General features: G+C 70.6%; 17 protein-coding genes and 1 pseudogene. 11 read left to right on the forward strand and 7 right to left on the reverse strand.

Translation table 11 applies throughout. From position 1 onward, the window contains the following. The first annotated feature begins 687 nt into the window (after positions 1-687). Complete coding sequence (locus tag WMF22_RS16795; RefSeq protein ID WP_437300077.1) at positions 688-1137, forward strand: hypothetical protein; 450 nt, start codon at positions 688-690, stop codon at positions 1135-1137. A 192-nt stretch (positions 1138-1329) separates the two neighbouring features. Here WMF22_RS16795 and WMF22_RS16800 read toward each other — a convergent pair whose 3' ends face one another. Continuing rightward, positions 1330-2559, reverse strand: coding sequence for a hypothetical protein (locus WMF22_RS16800; RefSeq protein ID WP_437300078.1), 1230 nt, complete (start codon positions 2557-2559; stop codon positions 1330-1332). Between the two features lie 395 nt (positions 2560-2954). Here WMF22_RS16800 and WMF22_RS16805 point away from each other — a divergent pair, with 395 nt between their 5' ends. Together WMF22_RS16805 and WMF22_RS16810 are read left to right on the forward strand one after the other, a co-directional pair. Continuing rightward, complete coding sequence (locus WMF22_RS16805; protein WP_438036350.1) at positions 2955-4661, forward strand: DUF2330 domain-containing protein; 1707 nt, start codon at positions 2955-2957, stop codon at positions 4659-4661. 11 nt (positions 4662-4672) lie between these two features. Next, positions 4673-5161: a hypothetical protein gene (locus WMF22_RS16810; protein ID WP_438036351.1), complete on the forward strand. Its 489-nt coding sequence runs from the start codon at positions 4673-4675 to the stop codon at positions 5159-5161. Positions 5162-5203: 42 nt separating this feature from the next. On the opposite strand, the gene WMF22_RS16815 is transcribed toward WMF22_RS16810, so the two are convergent. Continuing rightward, the gene (locus WMF22_RS16815) at positions 5204-5983 is read right to left on the reverse strand and encodes a hypothetical protein (RefSeq protein WP_438036352.1); all 780 of its coding nucleotides are present in this window, start codon (positions 5981-5983) and stop codon (positions 5204-5206) included. A gap of 763 nt (positions 5984-6746) precedes the next feature. Between WMF22_RS16815 and WMF22_RS16820 the strand changes: the two genes are divergently transcribed. Then, a complete protein-coding gene (locus WMF22_RS16820; protein WP_438036353.1) occupies positions 6747-7766 on the forward strand; it encodes a hypothetical protein in 1020 nt (339 codons plus the stop codon). A gap of 153 nt (positions 7767-7919) precedes the next feature. Here WMF22_RS16820 and WMF22_RS16825 read toward each other — a convergent pair whose 3' ends face one another. Then, a complete protein-coding gene (locus tag WMF22_RS16825) occupies positions 7920-9869 on the reverse strand; it encodes an ATP-binding protein (protein ID WP_438036354.1) in 1950 nt (649 codons plus the stop codon). Between the two features lie 624 nt (positions 9870-10493). Between WMF22_RS16825 and WMF22_RS16830 the strand changes: the two genes are divergently transcribed. Continuing rightward, the gene (locus WMF22_RS16830; RefSeq protein WP_437300084.1) at positions 10494-11546 is read left to right on the forward strand and encodes a LacI family DNA-binding transcriptional regulator; all 1053 of its coding nucleotides are present in this window, start codon (positions 10494-10496) and stop codon (positions 11544-11546) included. A gap of 276 nt (positions 11547-11822) precedes the next feature. Here WMF22_RS16830 and WMF22_RS16835 read toward each other — a convergent pair. Together WMF22_RS16835 and WMF22_RS16840 are read right to left on the reverse strand one after the other, a co-directional pair. Then, positions 11823-12538, reverse strand: a pseudogene (locus WMF22_RS16835) (tannase/feruloyl esterase family alpha/beta hydrolase). A 195-nt stretch (positions 12539-12733) separates the two neighbouring features. Then, entirely contained in the window at positions 12734-13753 is a 1020-nt protein-coding gene (locus tag WMF22_RS16840) for an AraC family transcriptional regulator (RefSeq protein WP_438036355.1), read from the reverse strand. Positions 13754-13876: 123 nt separating this feature from the next. On the opposite strand from WMF22_RS16840, the gene WMF22_RS16845 reads away from it, so the two are divergent. After that, complete coding sequence (locus WMF22_RS16845) at positions 13877-14413, forward strand: VOC family protein (protein WP_437300087.1); 537 nt, start codon at positions 13877-13879, stop codon at positions 14411-14413. A 96-nt stretch (positions 14414-14509) separates the two neighbouring features. On the opposite strand, the gene WMF22_RS16850 is transcribed toward WMF22_RS16845, so the two are convergent. Beyond that, positions 14510-15901 (reverse strand): hypothetical protein, encoded by a 1392-nt coding sequence (locus tag WMF22_RS16850; RefSeq protein WP_438036356.1) that lies wholly within the window; start codon positions 15899-15901, stop codon positions 14510-14512. 64 nt (positions 15902-15965) lie between these two features. On the opposite strand from WMF22_RS16850, the gene WMF22_RS16855 reads away from it, so the two are divergent. Further along, positions 15966-17030: an AAA family ATPase gene (locus WMF22_RS16855; RefSeq protein ID WP_438036357.1), complete on the forward strand. Its 1065-nt coding sequence runs from the start codon at positions 15966-15968 to the stop codon at positions 17028-17030. After that, positions 17027-17908: a hypothetical protein gene (locus WMF22_RS16860; RefSeq protein ID WP_438036358.1), complete on the forward strand. Its 882-nt coding sequence runs from the start codon at positions 17027-17029 to the stop codon at positions 17906-17908. The genes WMF22_RS16855 and WMF22_RS16860 overlap by 4 nt, the downstream gene beginning before the upstream one ends. Positions 17909-17981: 73 nt before the next feature. Here WMF22_RS16860 and WMF22_RS16865 read toward each other — a convergent pair whose 3' ends face one another. Beyond that, positions 17982-18587, reverse strand: a complete 606-nt coding sequence (locus WMF22_RS16865; protein ID WP_438036359.1) for a polysaccharide biosynthesis/export family protein — start codon at positions 18585-18587, stop codon at positions 17982-17984. A 260-nt stretch (positions 18588-18847) separates the two neighbouring features. On the opposite strand from WMF22_RS16865, the gene WMF22_RS16870 reads away from it, so the two are divergent. The 3 genes from WMF22_RS16870 (at position 18848) to WMF22_RS16880 (ending at position 22799) form a co-directional block, all read left to right on the forward strand. After that, entirely contained in the window at positions 18848-20377 is a 1530-nt protein-coding gene (locus tag WMF22_RS16870; RefSeq protein ID WP_438036360.1) for an O-antigen ligase family protein, read from the forward strand. 102 nt (positions 20378-20479) lie between these two features. Continuing rightward, entirely contained in the window at positions 20480-21409 is a 930-nt protein-coding gene (locus WMF22_RS16875; RefSeq protein WP_438036361.1) for a Uma2 family endonuclease, read from the forward strand. Positions 21410-21665: 256 nt separating this feature from the next. Then, positions 21666-22799, forward strand: a complete 1134-nt coding sequence (locus WMF22_RS16880) for a UTP--glucose-1-phosphate uridylyltransferase (protein WP_437300094.1) — start codon at positions 21666-21668, stop codon at positions 22797-22799. Positions 22800-22885: the final 86 nt, after the last annotated feature.

Raw genomic sequence — 22885 nt, forward strand, 5'->3', positions numbered from 1 at the left:
CCCCACGCACGCGGCGTGACCCCTCGGAGGGTCCGAGAAGAAAGAGCGGGGATGAGCGCCCGGTGCCAGCATCAACGCTCCTTGAGCTTCACCGAGGCGCCCCGCCCACGGCAGGACCACCTGGACGTCGCGGACCGCGCTGCACGCTGCGCGCCTCGGAGAAACGCGCCTCGGCCTGCATGTCCGACGATCCCATGGGGCGCCGTTCGCCGTCAAGGAGGCCGCCGGATCGCGACGGACGGGCGCTCGACTCCTCGGGCTCGTGCATCGAAGGCGCCGCGCTCCCTTCACGGCCTGCGGGACGCGGGCGGCGCGGGCGGCGCCGACCCGTCGAACGAGCACAGAGCTTGAGCCGGCCGCGGCCTCCCGGGCCAGAGAGCACCTGAGAGGACACCTGGTGGAGGCTCGCGCCGTCGGCGTGGGGGCTCAGACCTCCACCGCGCCGCGCGGGCGCCCCCCCGGCGCCGCGCGGTGGAGCGCGAAAACCCCGGAAGAGGCCGTCTTTCCAGTGGATCCTGGGCGCGCCGGGGGCGGCCCGACGCGCCCCGACAACCTGGCCTGCCTGTTGCTCTATCGGGATGCGACGCCGCGAGACAGCGACGAGGGCGACCTGGGCGACTCGAACTCGCCAGAGCCCGCCGACACGCGATCTCGTGAGCGTGAACCCTGACCCAAGGATACACCACCATGAAGCTCAAGAACCTGCTCCTCTGCTCGCTCATCTCGTCCTTCTCGCTCGTCGGCTGCATCGCCGAGCCGCTCGACGGCGACAGCGCCGATGAGGGCGCGAGCGACGCCGCCGAGGTCGTGGGCGAGGGCGCAGAGGCGATCATCGGTCCTGGCGGCGATGACGGCGGCGGCCCGGTCACGAGGACCGTGAACCTCTCGTGCTCGATCACCTATCCCAGCATCTTCAACCCGAACGCGGCGATCAAGAACACCTCGCTCTTCGGCGTTCCGGACTCGGCCAAGATCACCTTCACGGTCACGCACTACTACGGCGATCCTGGGCCCTACACCCGCTCGGTCACCGGGCCGCTCGCCAAGGGGCAGACCAAGCTCGTCCCCCTCTCGCACCCCGGCGCGCTCGACGCCTACGGCTGCACCGCCAAGGCCACCTGGACCGTCATCGACTGAACCCGACCCTGCTGGTTCCTTTCCGGAAGAATTCACAGGGAGGCGGGGAGACGGGGAGTAGAATCCCATGAATCTCCCCGTCTCCCCGCCTCCCTGTTCATCTTCTTTTATGATGCCAACAAGTGAGAGGATCTGTCGGGTTCGGAACGAGGTATCGACGACCGGGCAGGGCGCACCGCGCGATGCCGTCTCTCATTCCTCTGCTTCGGTGCTGCAGGTGATGTTGATCCTCCCTCCACGGCCTTCGATCGCGCCGCCGATGAACCGGAGCGGCCATGGGTGCTCCGAGGGCATGCAGCGCCACTGCGACACGAGCTCCGGCACCTCGGTCGCGCAGAAGCCGCTCGGGCATCCTGGACAATCGAGCGAATGCCGGCAGCTCTCCAGGTCGGCGCCGGCGAGCTGCACGACCTCGCAGCGGCGCAGCTCCTTGCCGCCGCGCTCGACGAACGTGGGCTGCCCGCCTGGATCGCGCCGACCGCGCGCGGCATCGCAGCGCTCGAGATCGGCCTGATCGATCATGACCTTGCAAGCGACCACACCTCCGGCGTCCACGGCGAGCGGGTGGGCCTGGCAGATGAAGCCGCAATCGGCAAAACCCGGGTGAAGGAGCATGTCCCACGTGTGCTGATCGTCGCAGCTCGAGGCGATCGGCTCGGCGCGCACGAGCTCGCTCCACGCCGCGAGTCGCCCGCTGCCTTCGTCGATGGCGTGACAGGTCCAATCGGGCGTGGTGAAAGGCCCGACCACCTCCGTGTCCAGGGTCATCGACAGCGCTGTCTGGCTGGGTACCTCGTCGGCGACGAGCCCGGGCCCCTCGTCGTCGCGCGTGCTCGCGACGAGCAGCCTCGCGATCCTGTCCTGAGGCAGCGACCTGACGAGGGCTACCTCGGCCTCCCCCACGGGTGCGCGCGCGCCCGTGACGAGCTCCAGCGCGCCCCTGGCCGTCCGTAGCGGGCGGTACTCCTCCCCGGGCTCGGCGAGCCGCTGTCCCAGCGCCTCTGTCACGCCTGCCATCACCGCCTCGACCTCCTCCTCGCGCGAGGTCTGCGTGGTCCACGCGAGCGCGGGGATATCCCTCGAGGTGAGGAGCGCCGCAGCGTCGGGCGCGCTCGGCCGCGCGACGACCACCCGGATGTCGCCGGGGTGCCACCGGGCCGGATCCGCGCTGCCGCATGTTCCCCACCGCGATCCGATCACGGCAAGGAGGCTTGCGCGCACGCTCTGGGCGACGCGCTCGCGGAGCTGCGCGGCTTCGGCCGTGTCCGCGTCATCGACGACCAGCACGATGACCTGCGGGCTCTCATCGACGAGCCCTCCGTCGAGGACCAGCTGCGAGGTTGTCCGGGGGTCCACCGCCACCGGATCCGTGCCGCACGCCACGGCGGCGAGCGTCAGCCATGGGAGATGGAGAGACCTCATTTGCCACATCACGGGCGGTGTTGGCAACACGCGTACCCGTGAGGGCGCTGCTCTCCAGGCCGAGAAGAGCGCGATTCCTGCGGTGTCCGAAGGGGGCCAAGCGCGCTCCATGCCAACGCGGGGGCGCGCGGCGCCAACCCGGTTGCTCAACCCGAGCGAACCGCTCCCGCCCGGAATGGTGATGCTGGATCCGCAGCCCATCCCCGAAGGGCGAGCGGATGCGCTCTCGAGAGCGGGCTCCGCGAGGCAAGCACGGCTCGTCCACGCAAGGCCGTTCCTCTCGAATCAGCTGGTGACTACAGCGTTACTTTCCCAGGAATCGCCTTTTCTTGTGCACGGCGCTGTGTTTGCCTGGGGGCGTTCGCCCGATCGGTCGGGCGAGGAGGATGTAGACCATGCGCAAGCTATGGGTGGCTCCGGTGATGGCGGCGGCGGCGCTGATGACTGCGCCACGACCCGCCGAGGCGTGCGGCGGATTCTTTTGCGGACGACAGCCGGTGGACCAGACCGCGGAGCGGATCCTGTTCGCGACGAACCAGGACGGCTCGGTCACGATGGTGACGCAGATCCAGTACGCGGGCGCGGCGCCGGACTTCGCCTGGGTGGTTCCGCTGGCCGAGGTGCCGGCGGTGGAGAGCCTCGCTGTGTTCCCGCAGCTTGCGCTCACCGCCCTCGATTCAGCGACGGGCCCGCAGTTCCAGTGGCCCAACGACCCGAGCTGCTCCCCCATCTTTCCCGATGCGGCCGCGGGGGGCGCGCCCACCGCGGGCGGCACCGACGACGGCGACGTCACGGTGCACATCCGGGAAGAGGTCGGGCCGTACGACGTGGCCGTTGTCGAGTCGACCGATCCCACGGCGCTCGTCGAGTGGCTTCGCGACAACAACTTCCGCGTCAACGACGCGATGGTGCCGTACATCCGCATCTATACGAGCGAGGGGATGAAGTTCCTCGCGCTGCGGCTCCAGCCGGACGCCGAGGTCACCGACATCCAGCCGTTCCGCTTCACGCTTCCGTCGGGGTCGCCGTCGATCCCGATCCGGCTGACGGCGATCGCGGCCGAGCCGGAGATGGGCATCACCGTGATGATCCTCGGCGACCGGCGTTATGGGCCGGCCAACTGGCCGGACGTCGAGATCGACGACAACCAGATCGTCTGGAGCGCGAACCAGTGGCCGCTGCAGACGAACTGGACGGCGCTCGTCGCGCGCGGCGTCGACGAGGCCGGCGGTCGAGGCTTCGTCACGGAGATGAGCGGACCTACGACGAGCATCGCCGAGCAGGTCCGCAACACGATGACCTCGGACGAGGATCAGCTGGCCGCGCGCGACGCGCTGCTGCCGCTGCTGGAGGGCAACGCGACCATCACACGGCTCTATACGCGCCTGTCGCCCGAGGAGATGACCGTCGATCCGATCTTCCGGCGCACCGACGGCCCCGTGGTGTCGAACACGCGCCTGCTCCAGCGCTACGTCGAGGACCGCGACCTGTGCGTGGGCCCGCCGGGCGCCGAGGCCGCCGGCGCCGCGTCGCCGTGCGACTTCGCGGCGTGCGGCGCAGGCGGCCTGTGCCGCGTCGTCGAGGGCGCGGACGGCACCCAGCCCGTCGCCGCCTGCGCATGCGTGCCCGGGACGACCGCGCGCACCACGCTCGATCCGTCGGGTCGGCCGACGGTGACCTGCCAGGACATCCGCATGTCGTTCCTCAACCCGGGTGACCGGGCGCTCCCTGACGCGCCGCCGCTCGCGGATCCTTGCGCGACGTTCGATTGCGGCGCGAACGGCGAGTGCGTGCCCATGAACATGACGCCGACCTGCCGCTGTTCGACCGGTCATGTGGCGGTAGGCACGATCGCCGCCGACGGCAGCCGCACGACGACCTGCGTGCTCCCCGACGAGCCCGTCCCCGCGTCCTTCTACGACCGCCGCGTCCCGCAGCTGCCCGATTCGCTGCCGGGCGGCCGACCGGTCGATGTGCCGCCGCCCGCCGTCGCAGCCGCCTCTGGAGGCTGCAACGCCGGCGGCCATGCTGGCAGCGCCATCGGCCTCAGCGGCGCGCTTCTCGGGCTGCTGGTGGCCGCGCGCCGCCGCCGGCGCTCGTAGGAGTCCACGCCGTGACCTGCTCGCCCTCCGCCGCCGGTTTCGCCGTGCTCCTCGCGTTCGCTCCTGGCTGCGCCGGCGGGGACGAGCCGCCGGCGCAGGGCATCGCCGAGCTCGGCACCGGTGAGTGGCAGTTCGAGCCGCTGGCCGACGGCCAGGAGGTCGAGCTCGCCCACGGCGCGCAGGGCGGCTGGCACGTGTGGACAAGCGTCAGGACGCTCGGCCTGGAGCCCGAGGGCGCCCAGCTCGAGGTCACGACGACCGTGATCGGCGATCCGTCCTCGGCGACGACCAGCCGGGGGAGGATCGCGCTCGAGGAGCTCGAGGACGGCCGGTGCGAGTTCATCGGATGGCCGGCCGTGCTCCGCGAGCCAGCTTGTGCCATCGGTCAACCGCTCCGGATCAGGGGGGTGGTGACCGACGCGCGAGGCACGGTTGCGACCGCCGAGCGGCTGGTGCGCCCCCGATGGGACAGCGACGAGGCCTGTGCTGAGCGGCCATAGGGCCTGAAATCCACATCGCCAGTCGGGTCCAGCAGCGCTATGTCAGAGCGAGTGAACGATCCAGACGGCTGGCTCTTCATAACGTCCGCGCCGACCCTGGACGTACACGGGGGCAAGGCCGCCGGGGATCTCGAAAGACAACTCGGAAGGCAGGATAGGCCTGCCGAGCCAGACCTCCCAGAAATCGAGCTCCAGGTCGACCACGAGGGCGCGGCGGGGAGTCCCGGCGATCCGGCCCCCGATGCGGACATGCGTTCGGACCCACGGGTCGGCGGGCAAGCCGTCCTCGCGGGCGCGATCGAGGAACTCCTCGATGTCGATGCGTGGGCAGGATGCCTTGGACGGGGGGCGCACCGGGGCGAGCACGCCGGCGAGGCCCGATCGCCTCGCCAGCGCCTTGAAGCCGGCGACCACGAGCGCGCTCACGCCCTGGCCGCGGAACAGCGGCGACACCGAGGCGGTGAAGGCGCCCAGGTGCGTTGGCGGGTCGCCGTCGCGGACCGCCTTCGCACGAAGGACCTGCCACCTCCAGCCGCTGTCGGGCGGCGCCGCCAGATCGTCGCTCCGCACGGCGATCGGCGCGGCGTTGCCGACCGCGGCCAGGCGCCCCGTCGCCCTCTCGACGAGGCCGAACGTGAACGCCGGGGTCTCCCGCAGGAGCTCCTGATAGGCGTCCTCGACGTCGTTGGGGTAGATGAACGGCGTCGCGGCCCATGCCTGCTCGACGACGACATCCATCAGGGCGCCTAGATCCGGGCGCTCTGTGCGCGTGAACATGTCGAAGCGGTCGCTCACCGCTCCAGGCGGAGCATCGTGGGTCATGCGAAGTCGTTCCGCTCGGCGAACGCCGTAGTCACATCCAAGGATGGGCGCGACGCTCACGACGAGCGGAGCAAATCCCCCATGGATTGTCAAGCGCCCTTCCCCTGCCAGGAAGGCTCCCATCCGCCAATCGAGGGCGAGGCATCAAAGCGGTACGAAGTCTGCTCTGACGGGGACGATGCCCCGCTCCTCGCCTCTTCGAAGTCTCCGGAAACGCTCTGGGATCGCGCTGGTCGTTGGCCTCGGCCGAGCAAGTCGCGACCCTGGATGCGTGTCAGAGTGTGCCAAAGTCGGCCTTGGTCAGATCCCGATGTCGCATGTACGCCGCTTCATCACTCTCGCGTTGCCCTTCGTTCTCCTCGCGTGCGGGACGACGGTCGTACCGGCGGCGAATGCGGAGAGCGCGTCCGGCGGAGATACGTCAACCGGGGGCGCGGGCGCCGGTGGAACGGCGTCAGGTGGAGCAAGCGGCGGCGCTGGTGCGGGTGGCGCAGCAAGCGGCGGCGGGAACGGGAGCGGCGGAGCGCAGCCCGACCCTGACGGGGCCGGCGAGGAGTTTCTTCTGAGCTTCCCGCGACGCAACGTCTTTGGCCTCGGTCAACCGCTCGCAGCGACCGAGAACGGCTCGGTCATCACGGTCGGAGCTCGAGCTCCCGCGGAGCTCCTCCCCGGTTCGATCGACGAGCCCTTTCTTGCGGAGTACTCGGCGACCGGCGAAGTCCTCCACGCGCTCGCGCTGCCCGGAGCCGCTGAGCCAGAGTTGATGGCGATCGACGCGGAGGGCTCGATCTTCCTCGTCGGTCAGCTCTACAAGGACATGACCTTCGGCGAGCTCACCCTCACGACCGTCGAGGAAGGGTTTTATCTGGTCAAGGTGAACCCCGATTTTTCGATCGCCCTCGCGGCCGGAGTCACCCTCGAAGGCAGCTCTCCTCTGACAGCGATCGCGGTTGACGCGGAGGGCGACGTCGTCGTTGGCCTCGGCGTGTACAACGACGATGCATCCGTACAGAAACCTCAGATCATGAAGTTCTCCGGGTCGACCCTCGACGAGATCTGGAGCACGACGTTCGAGCACGACATCAGCCAGGGATACACGATTTCCCTCGCGTTCAATCGTGGCGGTGAGATCCTCGCCGGTGGCGCGTTCACTGGAATACTCACGATCGGAGAGACAGAGATCGAAAAGGCTGGAGGGCAGGACGATCCAGCTGTCTACAACGGCTGGCTCGCCTGGCTCGACCCGGAGAGCGGTCATCCTCTGCGCGCGCTCCGATTTGGCGGGGCGAGCTTCGACTATGTGAAAGACTTGAAGTCGACCGCCTCTGGACGCCTCCTCCTCCTCGCCACACAGACGTCGACATCGACCTTCCTCGATCATACGGACACCTTCGACGAGGAAAGATCGGAGTCGGTCCTCTATGATTTCGAGGACGGTGGGACGGTGAATTGGGCGAGCCGGCTCGGCGGACCAGACCATCTCGGCAACGCGCTGGCCCTCGGCGGCGATGGTCAAAGCTACGTGGCCGGTCGCTTCGGCTGGCTCGGCACGGAAGAAGATGCAAAAGGAGGGCGCCTCACGCGCTTTGCGGCAGACGGGACGAAGGGCGAGAGCGTCGAGCTCGCGACCGGCAACCCGAACGGCCTGACGCACGTCGCCGTCGATACGAAGGGCGGCGTTTGGGTCAGCGGGGCCTGGGAGACGGCCTTCGATGTTTCAGGAAAGAGCTATGCTCCGCCGGCCGACGGCGGACAGTTCGTCCTCCGGAAGAAGGGATTCTAGACCGGCTGTACGACCAAAAGGACCTCCTGCAGCGAGCCGCGGTGGTGTGCTCCCGTCATCGGCTGACGCGGCGTTCGGCCGCGCGGCAGCGAGATAAACAGCGCCCTCTCGCCGAGCGCGCGGTCCAGTCTCCGGCGCGACGTAGGGGGCGCTTCAGCGATCGGCGAGCGGCAAGGTGAACGAGAAAATGCTCCCGTCGCCGACCCGGCTCTCCACCCAGATTCGCCCACCGTGCGCCTGGACGAGCCCCTGCGCAATCGCCAGACCGAGGCCAGTGCCGCGCTGCCTGTTGTTCGGGTGCGTCCAGTACGGGTCGAAGATGCGTGGGAGGTGTTCGGCCGCGATTCCGACACCGGAATCCCGGACGTGGATCCCCACCTCGCCGTCGAGCGCCTCGGCGCGCACGCCGATCGTCCCGCCGTCGGGCGTGAACTTGTGGGCATTCCCGAGCAGGTTGGAGAGGACCTGGACGACCCGGTCGCGATCGGCGAGCACCCGCGGCAGATCCGTCGGAACCTCCACGTGCACCGACAACGAGCGGCCGGCCGCGCCGAGGCGCACCGTCTCCGTCGCATCCGCTACGATGTCGGAGACCTCGTTGGGGGCGGGCAGGATCGACAATCGGTGCGCGTCGATGCTCGCCACGTCGAGCAGGTCGGCGATGAGGCGGTTGCTGTGGCGCGCTGCGCGCTCGATCGTCCGTACGCCGTCCCGCCACCTCTCCGCGTCGACGCGGGACGCAAGCTCCCGCTTCAGCAGGGCCGCCCGGAGCAGGATCGCGCTGAGGGGGTTGCGAAGATCGTGGGCCACGATGCCGAGCATCTGGTCGCGCTGCCGGACCGCATCCTGTGCCTCGGCGCGGGCGCGCTTCTCCGACTCGAAGAGGGAATTGCGCTCGACCGCCTGAGCGCACTGATCCGCCATCGTGGCGACCAGCTTGCGCATCGCCGGATCGAGGCGGCACGGACCCTCGATGACGAATACAAGGCCGCCGAGATCCCGATCGTGGATCCGGAGCGGCAGCGCCACGAGGCGTGGCGAGGCCATCGCGGACATGGTGGGGCCCGGGGCGAAGCGCGCGGCGGCCCCCTCGACCTCGTCAGGGTCCGGCAGGATGACCAGCTCGCCGCGGTACAGGGCCAGGACGATCGGCTGCTCCGGATCGGACGGGAACGCCGGGAAGGGCGACGTCCCCTCGTCGCCGGTCGAGGCCACGAGGCGCAGCCCTCGTGGGTCGTCCGTTCGCAGGTAGGCCCGCGCGCCCTGGGCCCGCAGGAGCGCGCCGATCGCGCCGATCGCGACGCAGGTGGACTCTCCGGCGGTGCTCGTGCGGGCGAGCGCGGCCGTGACGGCCTGCAGGTGGGCGAGCTGCTCGCGCGCCTCCTCGGCCTGGATCCGGCCCGCCTCCTCGGCCTCGCGGCGGCGACTTTCCCATGACGCCTGCAGCTCGCGCTCGATGGTGTAGGCGATGTGCGCCACGAGCGCGAGCCGCTCGGGGCTGCCGGTCGCGACGGACGTGCTGACGTCGATCGCGCCGATGATCGTACCGTCGGGCGCGTGGATCGGCGCGCCGGTGCACGTGCAGTCGTCGAATGCGCTCGCGAAGTGCTCCGGCCCGACGATCGCGACCGGGCGATTGGCGGCAATGGCGGTGCCGGCGCCGTTGGTCCCCATCGCCCGCTCCGACCAGTCGAATCCGGGCAGGAGGCCGAATGTCTCCATCATCGAACGAGACGCGCCGACCGAGCAAAGGACGATGCCGTCCCCATCGACGACGTAGACGGCCGGCTCCGACGCCCGCAGGAGCGCGGCGGCCCAGTGCAGGTGAGGGATGGCGGCCCGGACCAGGTCGGCGCTGAGCTCCAGCCTCCTCGCGAGCTCCTCGTCGTCGATCCGCCGGAAGGGCGGACGAACGGGGTCGACCGCCGCCGCCCAGCTGCGCTCCCATGAGTCGAGTACGAGACGGCGCAGCGGGTCGGCGAGATCCAGCTCGCGGACGAAGTCGTTCCATTTGCGGAACCGTTCTTTCGCGACCGTGGCGCCCGGCGTTCCAGCATCCCCCATGGACACCGACCTCGTAACACGAGCGCTGCGCCAACGCACGAGCCTGCTGACCTGGCAACTCGCCGTTCACGTCACCAGGCTGCAGGGCGTGCTCGGCGTCGTGCGGCTGCTTGGCGTGGCGCTCGCCGCGAAGCCACGGCGGAGCGCGTTCGTCAAGGCTCGTCGGCTTGCATCGGGGCGGCAACGCCGAGCGAGCGCCGCGCGTACGCGTCCGATCGCCCGGTGATGGACGCGCGAACAGGAGAGAGGCCGGCGCCCCGCGGTGCTCGGGTCGGCGTTGCAAACCTCGCTCGCGCAGCTCCCGGTAACCTTCCTGGGCTATCGCTGACGAAGCTCCAGGAGAGCAGCGACGTCGAAGAATGGTCAAAAGCACACCATCGATCCAACGTAAGGTCCTCGTCATGGCATCATCGCTCTGTGGTGCGACAGTGTTTCCGTCCGGCGCCATGGCCATGGGCGACGCTGGCGCCGCCCCTGCGGACAACGCCAGCGAGGACGAGGGCGGGCGCGCCTGCCGGGTCGAATCGGGGCCCAGCTCCCCGGCGGGCGCGGTCGCCGCCCTGGTCGCGCCGGGCGCGGCCGTTCAAGAGAGGCGGGCGCCGGGGCGCGGTCGTGGTGGATGTCGATACCATATCCCCCCGCGCGCGACTAAGCTTGGCCCCGATGGACGACAACTCTCCTCCCGAGGGGCGCATCAAGCGAGGCGGGCGCCGGGCCGCGGTCATGGTCGACGTGGCCAAGCTCGCCGGCGTCTCGTACCAGACGGTCTCGCGGGTCCTGCACGACAGCCCCCACGTGCATCGGGACACGCGGGAGCGCGTGCTCGACGCGATCCGCCAGCTCGACTACCGTCCGAGCTCCGTGGCGCAGGCGCTCGTCACCGGGCGCTCGCGGACGCTCGGTGTGGTCAGCTTCGACACGACGCACTACGGCCCGGCGTCGACGCTCCACGGGCTCGAGACGGCGGCGCACGACGCCGGGTACGGCGTCAGCGTCGTCAGCCTGAAATCGCTCAGCCGCGCGCCGGTGGTGGATGCGGTGAAGGGGCTGTGCGATCAGGGCGCCGACGGCATCATGGTCATCGCCCCGCTGCGGTCGGCGGTGGACGCGCTCCGCCACGTCAACTCCGACGTGCCGGTGGTCGCCGTCGAGGGGGGGCCGGACGATTCGGTCCCGGTGGTCGCCGTCGACCAGCACGGCGGCGCCGCGGCCGCGACCCGCCATCTCCTCGACCTGGGTCACCGGACGGTGTGGCACATCGCCGGTTCGACCGACTCGCTCGAGGCCGAGCAGCGCATCGACGGCTGGCGTTCGACGCTGGAGGCCGCGGGCGTCGAGCCGCCGCCTCTCCTGCGCGGCGACTGGAGCGCACGCTCGGGCTACGAGCTCGCCCCGCAGCTGGCGCGCACGCCAGGCGTCACCGCCGTGTTCGTGGCCAACGACCAGATGACGCTGGGCGTGCTCCGCTACCTCCACGAGATCGGACGCGCGGTGCCGCGGGACATCAGCATCGTCGGCTTCGACGACATCCCGGAGGCGGCCTACTTCACGCCTCCGCTCACCACCGTCCGCCAGGACTTCTCCGAGCTGGGGCGCAGGTGCCTCCACTTGCTGCTCGGGCAGATCGAGAGCGGCCGCCGCTCCTGCTCGCGCGTCGTGGTCGATGCCGAGCTGGTCTTGCGCAAGAGCACCGCCGCGGTCCCCCGGAACCGATGAGGGCTACAGCCTGCCAGCCAAAGGACAACGAGGGTACGCGATGTCGACGAAATGTACACAGGGCACCTCCTCGCGTCAGCCCTTGCATCGCGATGGATGACGCGGACGAGAAGTGTTTGCGGTGGCCCCGTTCATGTGATGTGGGTCGCTCAATCATTCAATGGCGGTTCGTCCCGATTTCCTGTCCGTTCCTCCAGAGCCGCCTGTGCGCCCGCGGTCCGGGAGCAGGCGACGGCGTGGAGCCACCACCATCTCGCGCGCGGTCGAGCGGCCGCGTCAGGGCGCCGCGCACGCGAACGATGCGGCGTCGTCCGGATCCCCCGTCCCGCGATACCTCGCGAAGGTTGGATACCTGCAGAGCGGTCGCGTGCGCCCCGGCACGCCCGCCAGGTCCGTGACGACCTCGGCGTCACCAGGGTCCTCGCCGGCCTCGACCCACCTCTCGAGCGCGCCGAGGCCATCCCAGGACACCTGGAAGACGGTGCTCACGGCGTGCTGGAACCCAGGGACCTCGTAGTAGCGCAGCATCGCGCCGGCGGCCGTCGCGCCGAGCGAGGCCTCTAGCCCTTCCACGTAGCGCTCCGTCGTCCGCGGGCTCGTCAGCACGTCCGCGCGTCGAAGGTCCGATAGTCGAAGGACGGATCCCTGACGACGATGTGGCGCATGAAGCTGTCGACGAGGGCCGCCGCGAACGAGCTGGTGAGCGGGTCGACAGGAAAGGTCGGCGCGCGCGAGCCAAGGTCGACGGACTGCACGTGAGGCTCCAGCGGCGAATCGGTCCCGACGCCCTGCGCAGCCGAGTACACGTTGAAGCCAGCAAACTCGGTGTCACCGCTGGCGAGCGGCGACGCCAGCCGTACGGGCGCGTCGATGGCCTCCAGGGCGTGGATCTGCGCGTCAGACAGGCACGCGTCGCCGGTGTCCTCACCACCCGCGCAACGTAGCGCCGTCACGTCGAATCGCTCGTTGCAGCTCGCCACGTCGCCGACCACCGAAGAGCGTGCCTGTCGTTATCGATGCGGCGTACAGCGCGTTCATCCCGCGTCTGATCTGCATGTCGCCACTATCGTGTTGGCGCCAGCGATCGTCAATGCGCGCTCCTGGCAAGCTGGTTTGCATCCATGAAAAAGAGTGCTGGGGACACAGGCACGATCCCGGAACAGGCGGCAGCGCATCGAAGGGCCCGGCTACCGGGCGCGGGCGCGCCGGTACTCTCCCGGCGTCGTGCCCGTCCAGCGACGGAAGCTGCGGTAGAAATGGCGCGGCTCGCCATAGCCGAGCAGGAACGCGATCTCCTGGAGCGCGAGGTCAGGCCGCCGGACGAGATCGAGCGCCTTCTCCCGCCGGGCCTCGTCGAGCTGCGCCGTGAACGACGTGCCGATGTCCTTGAGCGCGCGCTGGAGCGACCGCGTGCTCATGCCCAGAGAGCGCGCGATCCCCTCCTGGTCCACGTCGCCGCGGTCGAGCCGCTCGTCGATGCGGGCGCGCACGCGCGCGTCGAGCGTCGCGGCGCTGGCGGGCGCGGCGCGCGCGGCGAGGAGCTGCTCGGCGTGGCGAACGAGGTAATCGCGGACCGACGGGTCCGCGCCGACCACGGGCGCGTCGAGCACACGCGCCTCGTAGACGAGGCCCATCGCGCCCGCCTCGAAGCGGGCGGGGGCCCCGATCGCCTCCTCGTAGAGCGCCGGCGGGTGCCGGCGAGGATGGCGGAACAGCGCCTCGATCGGCCGCGCCGACCCGCCGAGGTAGAGCGCGATGAAGCGCGCGAGCGTCGCGATCATCAGCTCGATCGGCTCGGCCATGGCGACGACGCGCGGCTCGTGCTCGAGCGCGAGGCGCGCGACCGTGCCGTGCTCCTCGAGGGTGATTCGGAGGTGCGGGTCCATCAGCCGGCAGAAGCGGCCATAGACGGCGACGCCCTGCCGCACGGTCTCGCTGTGGCGAAGGACGTGCCCCACGATGCCGACGACCGACACCGGGACGCAGCGAGAATAACGCAGCCCGAGCGGCTCGCCGGGGAGGCGCTGGAGAAGGAGCTCCCACAGCGAGAAGAGCGATGCATACGGCACGAGCTCGTCGGGCGCGGCGAGGACCTCGGGCGCGACGCCGGCAGCCCGGAGCAGATCCTCCTGCGGGACTCCGCACGACGAGGCGAAGGCGATGAGCCCGGCGGGCATGGATGCGAACACGAGATCGCCGTCGGACATGGCGTGCGCCGAGGATAGCGCAGCCGCCCGGGGGCTCAGCGCCGATCCCGCCGCGCTCGAAATCCAGCTTGAACGAGCGCTCCGGCTCGTGGCATCCTCGACGTGCACGCAAAGGGGGGGACGATGGCGGTGCATCACTTCGCGCTGGCGACCAGCGATCTGGTCGCCACACACCGGTTTTATACCCGGGCCATGGGGTTCCGTCTCGTGAAGGTCATCGCGGTGCCTTACGAGGGCAGCCGCGACGGGGGCTGGGCGAGGCACGCCCTGTATCGGACCAGCGAGCCCGATGGTCCGCTGCTGGCGTTCTGGGATCTGCACGAAGAGACGGTGCGGGGGCGCTTCAGGACCGATCTCTCGACAGGGCTCGGGCTGCCGGTGTGGATGAACCACCTGGCCTTCAGCGCCCCGACGGGCGAGTTCTACGGTCGGATGCTCGCGCGGTGGCTCTCGCACGGCCTCGAGGTGACCGAGCGAGATCGCGAGTTCTGCCGCTCGATCTGCACGATCGATCCCAACGGCATCATGGTCGAGTTCTGCCAGACCCTCCGGCCCTTCTCGGCCGAGGAGGTGGCCGACGCGGAGCGCTCGCTCTTCGATCCCATGCCGCCGCTCGAGCTGCCGCGCCCCTCGATCGTCCACCGGTCGCAGGTGGGGTGATGCGCCCGCGCGCGACCGAGCCTCCGAGGTGCTTGCGCCCCATCGTCACGGCATGCGCCGCGCGTGGGACGATGAGAGCGCGTGCTGCGGTGGGGCTCAGGGCGCCGCCGGAGGACCTTCCCGGCAGGGCGCCACCCGATCGGCGCCGCCGAAGAACTCTCCCGCGAGCAGCGACCATGCCCGCGCGTTCTCCGGCGGGCCGCACTTGAACGGCGCCTTCGCGAGCGGCTTGCCGCGGAGCGCCGCGCGCTGCTCGCGGTAGTAGCGGATCGCCAGCTCGGCGGCGTACTCCACCACGCCGTTTCCAGGCTGGAACGAGTAATACGTGCCGCCCTTCACGATGGTCTCGTTCGGCGAGTACGGCGTGAGGCAGGTGATCCTCGTCCCGCAGCGCGCGACGATCCCGTCGTAGATCGGCGAGAGCGCCGCCTGGGACCACCCGCCGTGCGCGCCGTCGTTCAGGTGGAAGAGCTCGTGGAAGAGCGTCTCCCGCACGTCGTCCGCGGAGCGGTGGAGCGAGCCGGAGAGGTTGTACGCGACCGTCCAGCCCGAGGCGTACGCGGAGGGCGTCCGCGCCCGCACGGACCGGAAGTACTTGAGCGCGAGGGCGCGGTGCCGGTAGCGCACGGGCGAGCTGGCCATGGCGGCGAGATCCGCGACGAAGGCGTCGAAGTCGGCGATCGCCGCCACCGTCCACTCGAGGTGGCGGCGCTCGGCGCGCACCGGCAGCTCCGGGACGAGGTGGAGCATGCCGCGGTAACCGCCGTCCATCATGTGCTCCCGCTCCAGCCCGGCGACGCTGCCGTTCTGGTCGAAGAGCGCGGTGGCGCTCGCTGCGGCCTGCGGGTCGCCCTGGTAGCGGAGCGCGAGCAGGCAGCGGATGCGCTCGTGCGCTGGGCTTTTCGCGGCCGCTGTCCCGGCGTTCCCGCGCCGGCAGGCGTCGATGGCGTCCCGGTGCGCGGCGGCGTCGCCCGGGAACAGGATCGCCTCGGCTTCGTCGGCCGAGATGGCGGGGGCCGGCTCGGTCGGGGCGGGGGAGGGCGCGGCGTTCAGGGCGCCGTCTGTCGGCGCTGTCCCCGAGGACGCCGCGCCGGCAGGCCCAGGGGTTCCCGGGTCAGGGGGCGCGCTGGCTGCCGCGAGGGCCGGCGTGCCTGGCGGCGCTGCGGCCTTGCCGGCGGGGCCCGGGGGGCCGGGGCTCGCGGGGGCACACGCCGCGACGATCAACGGCAACGCGAGGGTCAATACGGCGGCGAGCGGCGTGGCCTCGGTGCGCATCCTGCCCAGGATGCCAAAATCGCGGTCGCGCATCATCAGCAGACGCCCGGCCGCAGACGCCGCGCCGCCGGTGTGCGGCGGGCGCTGCGGCGGTACGACGTCGAGGCGGGTGGGGGGGGCCAGTCGCGAAGCTCGACGCCTGCGCGCCGCGCGGGCGAGCAGCCGCGTGAGCTTCGTCCATTTTTCGGATCGGCCCTTCCGATAGGCGTTCATGATGCGCTCGTTCGATCCATGGCCCTTCTGCCGTGGTACTGCCTGAGGTAGAGGGAGGACCGTCATGCGCGTGAGGAGCCTCGAGATCCACGACCTGCGCTGCTTCCGGGGCAAGCACGTCCTCGACTTCACCGATCCGGTCACGGGCGACGCCCGGGATCGCGTCGTCCTCGTCGGGAGCAACGGGTCGGGGAAGACGACGGTGTTCGACGTCATCGAAGCCATGCTCGCCTTCGTCGTCGATCCTGAGAGACCGGCGCCGATCCTCGACGAGGCTGGGTTGGTGGCGCTGACGATCGAGCAACCGCTGAGCGATCTCGTTGAGGGCCAGCAGTACCCGGAGCTGATCGTCTATGGGAAGGCATCGTACCTTTCCGATAGCGACGTTCGTGGTGGCACAGTCTATCTCAAGACGAACGACGTCGGGGTGGCGCGCCGGTGGTCCGAGACCAACTACACCGAAGAGCTGCGTCTTCACGCAACGCAGGTGGATCTGGGCGGGACCCAACCTCTCGGCGGCCTGATCTACTTCTCCCATGACCGCGAGCTCCGCCCTGTCCGTGGCGGCACCATCGAGCCCCCGCCCGCCGACAGGCAGTGGATCTCCCGGTATTCCCCCACGAGCCAGTGGACTGGCTCCCTCGAGCAGCTCTGGGTCTGGCAGAACTACCTGGATCTCGAACGAAAGAGCCGCGGAGAGGATCCCGGCGAGCTCGCGGGGTCGGTCGAGCTTCTCCAGGAAGCGCTCGGTCCCGGGCGCAAGGTGTTCGTTCGCGAGGGAAGGGTGCGCGTGACGGCGCCCTGGAACGACGCGTCCGGTAAACCCGCGGAGGTGATGCTCGACCAGCTCCCCTCGGGCGAGCGGCAGTGCGTGATGCTCCTCGGCGAGATCGCGCGACGCAAGCGGCCACACGGCGTGCTGTTCATCGATGAGCCCGAGATCAGCATGCACCCGACCCTGCAGCGTCAGCTCCTCGCCCAGCTACGGCGCGTTGCGCGGCTCCTCGAGATGCAGGTGTTCCTCGCGACGCACTCACCGGAAATCGTGCGCAGCGTCCCGCCGGTGGAGGTGAAGAGCCTCGACTACCCGGAAAGTCTCTTCGACGTGCCTGACGAGGGCGCACCATGAGCGCTTACAAGAGCCTCGACGAGCTCGAAATCGTCCTGCGGAGCGGCGCAGGCATCGCGATCATCTGCGAGGGCGAGGACTACCGAGAGGACGAGTTCTTTTACAAGGAATGGTTCGGCGATCTCGGACGGATGGTCACATTCCACGCCCAGGATGGCTGGAAGTGCGTGCAGGACGCCGTCAAGGAGCTCAGGCGGCGCGGCACGCCGGTGCCCATATACGGCATTCTGGACAGGGATTTCACGTCGGACGAGGAGCTGGCGCGCCAGTCGGAGCCGTCGTTCGACGGCACCTGCTACCGGCTCTCTCGTTACGACCTGGAGAGCTACCTGCTCGATCCGGAAGGGTGGCTCAGCGTGCTGCGGAGGGTATTGTGGCGACGCGAAGGCCGTGTGCCTGAGGGATGGGACACGGTGGATGCGGTGGCCGATCGCATCCGCGGCTTCTATCGCGAGGCGCTTCCGATCGGGGCGCATAACTGGACCGTGCGGCACGTGGCCGATGCCCACGGAGCGCAGCCGAGCTTCGTCGGCCGAAGCTATCTCACCGCCGTGCAGGCGCTCGCGACCGTGAACGCCGAGGATGCGCTTGCAACCTGGGCGAGCGCGTTCGGTGCGCAAGACACCGCGCGCGAGGTGTACCGAGAGCGGCTCGCGTTCCTGCGAGCCCGCGAGGACGATCTCGACGAGCTACGGAAGCACGTCTCCGGGAAGCTCGTGTTCCAGGAGCTCCATCGCACGATTCCCTGCGCGCGGAAGCGGCCGGACCGTATGGATCTGGCCGAGCGCTACCTCGACCAGTGCCGGGAGCCGCCGGCCGATCTCGCAGCTCTGATTCGCCTCATTCTCTCGCGCGCAGAGCTGGAGCGGTCAGGCTAGCTCCGGCTCGTCAGATAGCTTCTGCGTCCGCCTGACGCTCTGCTGGGTTCGATGCGCGTTCGTGGCGGGCCTTCTACGGCACCACCACGGTATCGTTCGTCTGCAGCGGCAGGTCCCCGCGGAGATCGCCTTTCCCGACGACCTCATCGAAGGCGAACGGAATCCTGCGCTCGCCGATCGCGTCGCGCCGGACGATCACCACCTCGTCGGGATCGGCGAAGCGCGTGAATCCGCCCGCGAGGGCGAGCGCCTGGAGCACGGTGATCTGCGCCCTCGGCGTGAACTCGCCAGGACGCGACACCTCGCCCATCACGTAGACCCGGTAGCTGTGGAGCTCTGCCACCTCGACGCTGACGACCGGCTTCTCATGATAGAACTTGGCGGCCTGCGTCGCGATGTCCTCGGCGATGCCCATGACGGTGCGCCCCGACGCCAGGACGTCGCCGACGAGCGGGATCGTGATGAACCCGTCGGGTCGCACCGTGACGCGCTGGCTCAGCGCCTCGTTCTTCCAGGCGCGCACCTCCAGCACGTCGCCGGGGCCGACCGCATAGGCGCTCGTCGCGCGGCGCTCCGCGTCGAAATCGATCCGCGGGGCGCGCGCGCCGCAGCCCGGGAGCGCCATGAGGACCGTGAGCGCGGAGCAGAGCAGGGCAATCCGGACACAGCGGGAGCACATGCGGTTTCCAGCCTCCTTGATGCGATGGCGCTCCAGCAAGCGCCGATCCCGCCGCCGCGCGCCGCGCCTGCTCCTCGCGCGCGCACTGGCGCTCTTCCCGCGTGCCGCGCGGGCCCGCGGTGCTAGATCCGTCGCGCGGAAGGGGGGAATGCGCGCCGCGCCTCATCGCGCCCGCGCAGGGCGCCTCTGCGCGGCCGTCACGAGGGCGCGGCGCGGGCCGCCCGTGCGCGGCGCGCGCCACGCGAACGGCGCGCCACACCATGGCAGCGTGGGTCGTGTGCGCGCTGTGCGCGCTCGTCATCATCAAGCCGCAGGAGTTCATCCCCGCGCTCTCGGGGATTCCGCTCGTGCACGCGGCGTTCGGGATCACCCTGCTCTGCGTCGCCCTCGACGTCGTGTGGCGGCGGCTCAAACCGACGCTCGCGCCTCAGGTCGTCTATGCGCTCGCGTTCCTCGCCTGGGCGGCGCTGACCACCGCGCTGAAGCGCCCGGCCGCGCTCGAGGAGCGCGGCATGCAGCTCGCGACCGTCGCGGGCATCTTCGTCGCCGTCGCCGTCGCCGCCGCCTCGCCGCGGGGGCTGCGGGCGCTCGCGATCACGCTCGTCGGCTGCGCCGTCCTCACGACCGTCGTCGCGATCGTGCAGGCGTTCCAGCCCCACGGCTGCATGATCGCCGCTCCCGACGACTGGGAAGGCAAGGGCGAGCTCGAGCCGGATGGACGCCCCTGCGAGACCAACCTCGACTGCCGCATCGAGGCGCCCGTGCCCGATGGCAATTACCGGTGCGAGCGCCCCGGGCCGCTCGGCACGTCGACCATCGATGGCCGCGTCCGCTACCGCGGCTCGCTCGCCGATCCCAACGAGCTCTCGCTGATGGCCGGAATGTCGATCCCGCTCGCGATCGCGCTCGCCGAGCGGCGCTCCGGCCCGCGCCGGCCGCGCAGGGCCGTCCGCGGGGGCCAGCGCCCGTCGGCCGGCGCGCCGCCCGGCGGCGCTGCGCCACGGCCCGCGCGGGCCTTCGGGGCGCCCCGCGCGCTGACGCTGCCTGTCCTGCTCACGGATCGGCTGATCTCGCGCGTGGCCGCGGCGCTCCGCGCGCTCCCCGTGACGGCCGTCATCGCGGCGATCGGCGCGATGGTCGTCCTGTCGCGCTCGCGCTCGGGCGTCATCGTGTACCTGGCGGTCCTCGGCATCAGCTTCATCCGGCGGAGCGGGACCCTCGGCGTCATCGCCGCCTGCTTCGTCGGGCCGCCCATGCTCCTGCTCGGGGGCCGGAGCGGCGACGAGGCGAGCGAGAGCTCGGGCGAGCGCGTCGAGCTGCTCCGGGAAGCGTTCGAGATGATCCGCCGGACGCGGGGGATCGGCGTCGGCGCGGGGCAGTTCGGCGACGAGTCGTCGCTCGGCTTGACCGCCCACAACTCCTATCTCCTCGCCGCGGCCGAGACGGGCCTGCTAGGGATGTGCCTGTTCGCGCTCGTCCTGTACGCGTCGATCAAGGTGCCGCTGTCGATCTGGCTGGGCGACGTCGATGTCGGCCCCACGGCGAGGCGGTTCGCGCCGGCGATCTTCGTGAGCCTGTGCGGCGCGCTGATCGGCATCTTCTTCCTCTCGTGGGCCTACAAGGACATCCTCTACATGGTGTTCGGCGCCTCCGCCGCGCTCTACGGCGCCGCGCGGGCCGAGGACAGCCGCGTCGTGGTGCGCGTGTCCGGGAGGGAGGTCGCGCTCGTGTGCGGCGCGATGTCCCTGGTGCTCGTGCTGCTCAACGTCCTGCTCCGGTTCCTCCGGTGAGCGCGCGCGCGAGCGCCGGGCGCCGCGGGACGGCGGCGGCGCGGCCTCGCAGCAGGTCGTCCGACGGCGGGAGCGCCCTGGAACGGTGGTATGCTGGGCGGGATGTCGGCTCCCATCCGCAAGCCCGTCGAGCCCGCCGCTGCACCCATCCCGGCCGAGGCGCCGCGCGCCCCGACCGAGGCCGAGTGGGCCGCGATGTCGCCCGCTCAGCGCCAGCAGGCGATCACGGCGCTCGTCGACTCCGTGTCCCAGGAGGAGATCGACGAGCGCCTGGCCATGGCCGAAGGGGATCCGCACTTCGACGCCAAGGTGGAAGCTCGCGACACGCTCCGCGCCTGGTTCGGCCGGCGCGGGCGGCGCATCTACATCGGCGCCGACATGAAGGCCCACTATCCGGGCGAGAAGGGCTTCACGCCCGACGTGATCGCGGTGACCGACGTCGATCCCACCCCGCGCCTCTGCTGGATGGTCAGCGCCGAGGGCAAGGGGATCGACCTCGCGATCGAGGTGCACTACGCCGGCAACTGGCGCAAGGACTTCGTCGACAACGTCGTGCGCTACGCGACCCTCGGGATCCGCGAGTACTTCATCTACGACATCCCGCGCGGGCACCTCAAAGCTCACCGGTTACCGCCCACCGGCGCGCGGCGCTACGAGAGCATCCCCTCGCGCGCCGGGCGGTATCGATCGGAGGTCCTCGATCTGGATCTGGCGGTGGAGGCGGGGCGTCTCCGCTTTTACGCGGATACCGCTGAGCTGGTCACCGCCAGCGAGCTGGTGGGCAAGCTGGAGGGGATGATCGAGGCCGCCGAGGCCCGGATCGAGCAGGAGCAGGCGCGGGCCGAGCAGGCGGTGGGGCAGCTGTCGGCGGCGATCCTGATGCTGCTGAACGCGCGCGGCGTCCCGGCGAGCGAGGAGGCGAGGGGCCGGATCCTCGGCGAGACGGACGTGGACGTCCTGGGACGCTGGCTCCAGCGCGCGGCGACCGCGGCGGCGGTGGAGGAGCTGTTCCTGGAGTCGACCGGCCGCTGACCGAAGCCGGACCGGGGGCTCCCGGGTCAGCGTGACTTCCTGGAGAGGGGCCATTCTTTGAATGGAACTGGCGATCTTCAGGCGAGCGACGCGGCATCAGGGAGCCACGTACGACGCATTCAGCGCCATCCGGATCTCGGGTGTGTGCGCAGGCGCGAGATGCCTCTCGAGCAGGAGGCGCGCCCATTATGAACGGCGTGACCCGTTGCACGATGCCGTTGCCACGCGCATCGCCTCGTGGTCTTTTGAGGATACCGTGTCTTCCCTCACCCAGCAGATCGCCGCGCTCCCTGGCCCGCTCCTCGCTCGCCTCCGGGCTCGCGGGTTCGACCCCGATCGCGTCGCCCGGTGGGCCGCGTCCATCGGCAAGGACCGGGACGCCCGCAACCGCCTCCAGGGCACGGTCGAGCCGCCCGCGCCCGGCGATGTCGCCGACCTGCCCGCCGAGGGCACGCCCGAGCACGCCCGCTGCCGCGAGGCGGGCCTGGCCGCGCTGCGCCGGGGCGAGGTCGCCCTCTGCGTCCTCGCCGGCGGGATGGCCACCCGGATGGGCGGCGTGGTCAAGGCGCTCGTCGAGGTGCTGCCCGGTCGGACCTTCCTCGATCTGCGCCTCGCCGAGAGCGATCACCTCCGGCGCACGACGGGGGTCCCGGTCCCGCTGTGGCTGATGACCAGCGAGGCGACGAACGGACCGATCCGCGAGGCGCTCGGCCCGCGCCTCGACGAGCCGGGCGATCTGTGCGCCACGTTCGAGCAGCACGTCTCGCTGCGCCTGACCCCGGAAGGCGGGCTGTTCCTGGACGAGGCGGGCGAGCCGAGCGTCTACGCCACCGGCCACGGCGATCTCCCGGATGCCCTCCGCGAGAGCGGCCTCCTCGGCCGCTTCATCGCCCGCGGCGGGAAGATCGTCTGGATCGCCAACCTCGACAACCTCGGCGCGACGGTCGATCCGGTCCTCCTCGGCTGGCACCTCGGCCACGGCGGGCCCCTCTCCGTCGAGGTGGTCGACAAGGGCGGCGACAAGGGCGGCGGGCCGCTGCGGTGGAACGGCCGACCGGTGATGGCAGAGGACTTCCGGCTGCCGGTCGGGTTCGATCCGAAGGTCGTGCCCGTCTTCAACACCAACACCTTCCTGGCGAGCGCCGAGGCGCTCGAGGCCCTCGCGCTGGACTGGATCTATGTGGAGGTCGAGAAGAAGGTGGACGACCGCAAGGCGATCCAGTTCGAGCGCATCCTGAACGAGGTCACGTTCGGGCTGCCGGCCCGGTTCGTTCGCGTCCCGCGCGAGGGCCTCGCGGCCCGGTTCCTCCCCGTCAAGGACGTCGAGGAGCTGGAGCGGCGGAGGCCGGCGATCGAGGCGATCGCCCGCGCGCGCGGCTTCCTCGGCTGAAGCGAGGGGCACGGGCCGCGGCGCGCGGCGCGCGGCGCGCGGCCGGCGGGCGAAGGTGCCTGTCGTCGTGGATCGACGCGTGGGAC

Source organism: Sorangium sp. So ce204, from assembly GCF_051526795.1.
Classification (GTDB): Bacteria; Myxococcota_A; Polyangia; order Polyangiales; family Polyangiaceae; genus Sorangium; species Sorangium cellulosum_B.